This window comes from Moorena sp. SIO3I6 (assembly GCF_010672095.1).
In genome coordinates this window covers 1-5,721 of record NZ_JAAHHU010000293.1, presented here as the reverse complement: position 1 = coordinate 5,721, position 5,721 = coordinate 1, and the positions used below count along the sequence as shown (strand labels likewise).

Below are 5,721 nucleotides of genomic sequence, written 5' to 3'. Positions count from 1 at the left end.
CGCGCACTGGTGGCCAATAGGCCAAGGTTTTATAAATATTTATTAATCAAGACTTGACAAACGGCATTTTTGTTTAACTTGTCACCAATGCCTATTACCTATTACCCATTACCCAGATTTAGTACAAATGTTCTGCATAAGTGACATGATCCCGTCCTTTTAAACTTTAGTTAAACAATTGTTAAAAATACGATAATGTGATATTGTCCGTTTTAAGTTATAAAAACGTCACTGTTGTGGCGTAAAACCTTACTACCCTCGGTGTTACCCTAAGCGACAGTCGAAGGGTAAGCCTGTAGAGAGGATGTCAGACCCTAGCCGGAATCTATTTCTGCAAAGGCAATTGTTTATGAGGTAGGAAGCCCACACCATCAGTTTCCGTTGGTGTTGGTTACTGCACCTATAGCTGAATAAAAGGACGAGTTATGACTGTTAATTCTAGTGCCAAGTTCGATACATTAGCATTTAGGAAGATGAAGCAAATTATGCCTAATCTGCTAGCTGGTGATCGGGAAAAACACATCATTGGGGTTTGTTAAGAATGTAATTCAAGTAATATTGTATTAAACGGTACAATTAGTGCTAACCAACGGTATGCCTGCCCTTGTGTCCTAACCGCCTTGGCCGTTGCTATAGTATGATACGTTGGAAAAAAATAAAACATTTTTAAATGATCTTATGAATTCATTAACACAGATATTAAGGACATCAGAACGTTTAAAACCCTTTCTCAATAAAGCAACTATTATAGCCATAATCGCTTTAGTGACTGCAAGATTAATCTCATCAGTAGGACTTATTTTGCTTAAACTAGGAGGAAATTGGATTGGTCCAAATGAAACGGTTTTTTGGCGTGAGGCTATTGGTTTAATTTGGTTTACCGCTATTGAAACAGGGTTAATTTTATTTAATCGACAGTTCCGCCAAGATAATGATAATTCTCCTAAAAATAACTATACACCAAAAATTATTGCATTCTTAGTGGGAGGGGGAATTGCCGCAACTTTATATATGATGTTTGGTGTTTGGTCATTAAGTTTTACAAGCGTAACCAACGTTGCTGTGATCGATTGTACACTTCCAATCTTTACAATACTGGGAGGATCAATTTTCTTTAGTCAAGTGTTTGATCGACGATTTATTATTGGTGTAGTAATAGCAGTCGCAGGGGCTATTATCATTGCTTTGTCCGATTTTTCCCAATCAACAATACAACTATATGGTGATGCTTTAGCTTTAATTTCAACTTTTTTTTATGCTACCTATTGGTTATTGGTTGAACAAGTTCGTGCTACTACTAACACTACAATTATTTTACTATGGCGTTGTGCTGTAGGAACAATTATGTTAGTTCCTATTCTCTGGCTATCTGGGAGTGATCATGTTTTACCCAATTCTTGTCAAGAATGGCTTTTAGTAATTGCTATTGCTTTATTGAGTCAAGTTATAGTTCAAGGATTAGCTGTTTATAGTCTGAAAAAATTGTCTTCGAGTTTTGTAGCTTTATCAATGTTAGTTATTCCCCTTTTTAGTCATATAGAAGCGAAATTTATATTTTCAGAAATTACAAGTTGGACTAATTATTTAGGTTGTTTAATTGTATTATGGGGAATGTATCTTGCAATTTTTGAAATTTATATTTTCAGAAATTACAAGTTGGACTAATTATTTAGGTTGTTTAATTGTATTATGGGGAATGTATCTTGCAATTTTTGGGAAAGGAGCTTTAAAATAAAATTTAGGATTTTAACCTTTTCTTAAACTTATTAGTGGATTGAATAACTTAAACTTATTAGTGGATTGAATAATAGGAAACCATGATATTTAAAAATGAAGGTAGCACAATAGGCGCCACCGCAGTCAATATAGAAAAAGCTTTTGGCCCTTACTTATGGGATAGTGAAGGGAGAAAATATTTCGACCTATTTTCACAAACTTGGTCTTTGCCACTTGGTCACAACAATCCACGAATTATTGATGCAGTCAAAAATCAACTCGACAAAGTAACTCATTTAAGAACAGCCTTCTCAACACAAGACAAAGTTGAGCTGGCTCAATTGCTGATCGAGCTTTCGCCGCAATCTTTAACCAAAGTCAATTTTTGTCTTCATGGCAGCTTAGTTAATGAAGGGGCGATGAAACTAGCTATAAACAATTGTGACGATCGGCATAAAATCCTCTACTTAGAAGATGGTTTTCATGGCAGAAGCTTTGCGACAATGGGGGTTAGCTGGAAAGGTACAGCCGAACAATATCAACCCTATTTTAATCATGGTGTGGAAGTAAAAAAAGATCTAGCTGATATTGAAGTAAAAATGATCAAAGAACAGCCTGCGGCGATCATTTTGGAGCTAGTACAAGGCAACTGCGGGTTTAAGATTTTGAGTAAGTCATTAGTCCAAGGTATTCGGGAGCTTTGCGACCAGAACAATGTCGTGATGATTGTTGATGAAATACAAACCGCCTTTGGCTGTGTGAAAGAGATGTTCATGAGTGATCTTTATGAGGTAGAACCAGACATCATAACCTTCGGGAAATCCATTGGTGGCGGTTTTCCCCTAGCAGGACTGCTATATAAAGAGAAGTTCTCCTTTAAGCCAGGACAGCATTCCTTTACTTTTGCTCATAGTCCCATTAGTTTCACAGCAGGAAAAGTATTCCTCGCCGAACTTAAAAAGGAAGCTCATAAAGCAAATATCTTAAACCGTTATATCTACGAAGAACTTGTAAATTTACAGAAGAAATATACAATATTAGGCGAGATACGCTCTATAGGAACTAAAGCCGCAGTTGATATTGTTGTTGGAGATCATGAACAAAACTGTAAACTCGCCAATTTAATTGCAGAAAAAATGTTTGATCACGGTGTAATTATAGCTGCATCAAGATATAAGGATATGGGCGATAGTATTATGCTTCAAGCCCCACTGATATCGGAAGTAGAGGACTTACAAATGGCATTTGAAAAGCTTGACTTGGTATTAGAAGAAGTGTCACAGCCAAAAAAAAAGTCTCAGAAAGCAGGAAAAGATTGGCCAGAACCAATTGATCAAGGGAGATCAATACTAGATCATTCTGAAAATGAGATTTTTCAGAATGATCCTATTGATATAGTTGAGCATTCCCAGAGACATGCCATCATAGCCGAGGCGATCGCTAGGAAAATGGATCTTCCTGATGGGCAAATCGAAATCTTAAAAAGGGCTTCCTGGGCTCATGACATCGGCGGGGCCTTGAAACATAAGTATCAGGAAGAACAAAAGTTTCTATTGCGACTAGAATTTGTAAAAACAGACAAATCGAAGTTAGGTGCTAAACCGAGCTTTAATCCTAAATTATGTATCGAGCATGCCAAAAAACGGATCGCAGCAGGACTTAGAAAAGAAATTACGGCAGAAGAATTTAGAGATCCATTACCTTTGTACTTAGAAGAGTTCGAGTTACTGAAAGGTGAACCTTTATCCTCTAGAGAAAGGGAGCTATTAAAAACCTGGTGGTATCACCCTCAATATTCAGTTGATCTATTAAACAAAAGAAATATCATCGTTACTCCAGAAGTAGAAGTACTGATCAGATGTAACGAACAGCCTTGGCTCTTTGAATCTCATGAGCGTGTTCTTCACTGTATTAACGAGTCTAGCCTTGCCAAATCTGAATTAAAAAATCTGTTGGCTATTATGCGCATAGCCGACATAGTAGAAAACGGTAACAATAAGAAAAGACGGAATCTTAGAGGGGTTGAAGTGGAGGATTTTCCCACGACTTTGGCATTCATCAAGCATAAATTTGAACTTGATGGTCTCGAAGACTGTAGTAATGCGATATCAGCTCTTGAAGAACTCAAAAAAGACGCTAACGAACAGTTAATAGATACTATTTTAAAATCTAGAGCCAACTATCTCGTATTGAAAGATGGTTTTGACCAAGCAACAATAGAAAAGACAGTCCGTGACTCAGTCAAAATTATCGAAAACCGTAACCATAAAGTGATAAATTACAAATACTCGCCAGACCATCAGCTAAGTGTTCTTCATGAAAATCTCTGGTACAAGTTTAGTTTTGTGCCAGAAAGAAAGGGTGAGTTTGATACCCTAATGCTTCTTGAAGAAGCACTTCCAGAAAAGGTTAATGAGTTAGAAATCCCTCATCTTTCCCCAAAAAATAGAAGATGCCCTTTTTGTTACGCAAATATTGACGAGTTAATTTGTAAGCTCCAACTACCGTCAAATAAAATTTACTCCTTTTTTATCAATATTGACCCTTATGGGGAAGATCATATGATCATGGCTGGAGGAAAAGAAGAACCTCAAATACTCACTGAATCATATATAGATGATCTTCTAACAGCTTCCTATGCACTGGGAAAAAACTATGAAGGTTCTTTTACAAGTTTCTCTGGTGCCAGTGTTAAACATTCACATGGTCAGTTCTATCGAGTTAAAACTCCTGTTTGGCAAAATCTTTTAGAGAACAGAATTGAAATAGTTAACAAGAGCCACATCAATGGTGTCATAAATGGGGAACTTGCTAACTGGGCAGCCCGTACAATAATAATTAAAGGTCAAGATAGGACTGAAGTGGCGAAGCAAGTATGGAAAGCAACCTATAAGCTAATGAGCGAAGGTATCTCATATAATACAAAATTCATGTATTGCGAAGACAGAAATTACATCTGGCTTCTTGCCCCACGGAGTCACGGTTTTATGACCTTTGCTAAGTATTTACTAGCTCCTGAAAATGAACCAGAGCCTTTGCATGTGAGTGGGTGTGGCAGCATAGAATCTCCTGGAGGAGATGCCATTATGTTCTTCGATATTCCTGAAGAAATCCCACAGCTACAACAAAAACTTATGGCTCAAAGGTTTGCCAAAACCTTAAGAGAGACATCCAATTGGTGCTACAAACCTTTTCCCGAAACAACAAGCCTGTTGCGACGTCTCAACTTAAAGCAGTTTGATGGATTTAAAATTGCCCATCGCATAGAATCCCTAGAGACAGCACAGAAAGCTATCAATGAAGGTTTTGATATGATCGAAGTAGATGTTCAGTTAACTAAAGACCATGAATTAGTATCATTATGGGGACCTGTTAAAAGTCTTGATCAACCAGTTGCCAATGTTTTTGAGTTCAATTATGAAGAGCTTTGTCTGAGGCTTGGGAAAAATGTTCTCAAGATTGAAGACCTTTGCAAACAGGTTAATGGTCAGGTTGCATTCAACTTTGATATTAAAGATTGGTCTGATAAGATAACTGGATATCGAGAGGCTCTGGTTAACGCATTAGTAAAGCTGATTAAATATCATAATCTGCAAAATAATGTTCTGTTTGAAAGTTTTAATCTGGATTATATACTCGCACTAAAAACTGTATCTAAAGAACATGGCGTGGAAATTATGGCGGGAATTGCAGTGCCTCAAGACAGTCATCAAAACGCTGTTATAGAAACCATCCGCAAATGCGATCATCATAGTCTTTCGAGCATTTTTATCTATCCACAGCTTTTGTCGCAGAATACAGTAGCTACCCTAAATGAAACAAGGCTAATCTTAATCACAAGACAAAATAAAATGAACAACAATACCTTTCAAAGTATTGCCTGTCCTATACTTAGTCTAAGTTAGATATATTTAATGTGATAGGATTTAACAGTAAATTTATTCAATAATTATGAGAAGGACTAAAAAAGACGTTGCAGAGTTAAAAAAAAAAAAAAAAAAAAAA

General features: G+C 36.7%; 2 protein-coding genes. Both read left to right on the top strand.

Translation table 11 applies throughout. The annotated features are described in order from the left end of the window. Positions 1-645 precede the first annotated feature (645 nt). Complete coding sequence (locus tag F6K49_RS34370) at positions 646-1,665, top strand: DMT family transporter (RefSeq protein ID WP_293103847.1); 1,020 nt, start codon at positions 646-648, stop codon at positions 1,663-1,665. Positions 1,666-1,817: 152 nt separating this feature from the next. After that, on the top strand, positions 1,818-5,621 hold the full coding sequence (locus F6K49_RS34365; RefSeq protein ID WP_293072568.1) for an aminotransferase class III-fold pyridoxal phosphate-dependent enzyme: 3,804 nt from the start codon (positions 1,818-1,820) through the stop codon (positions 5,619-5,621). Positions 5,622-5,721 lie beyond the last annotated feature (100 nt).

Bases quoted from the DNA above. Each gene is read 5' to 3' on its own strand.
- F6K49_RS34365 (WP_293072568.1), top strand. From the start codon at position 1,818: ATGATATTTAAAAATGAAGGTAGCACAATAGGCGCCACCGCAGTCAAT.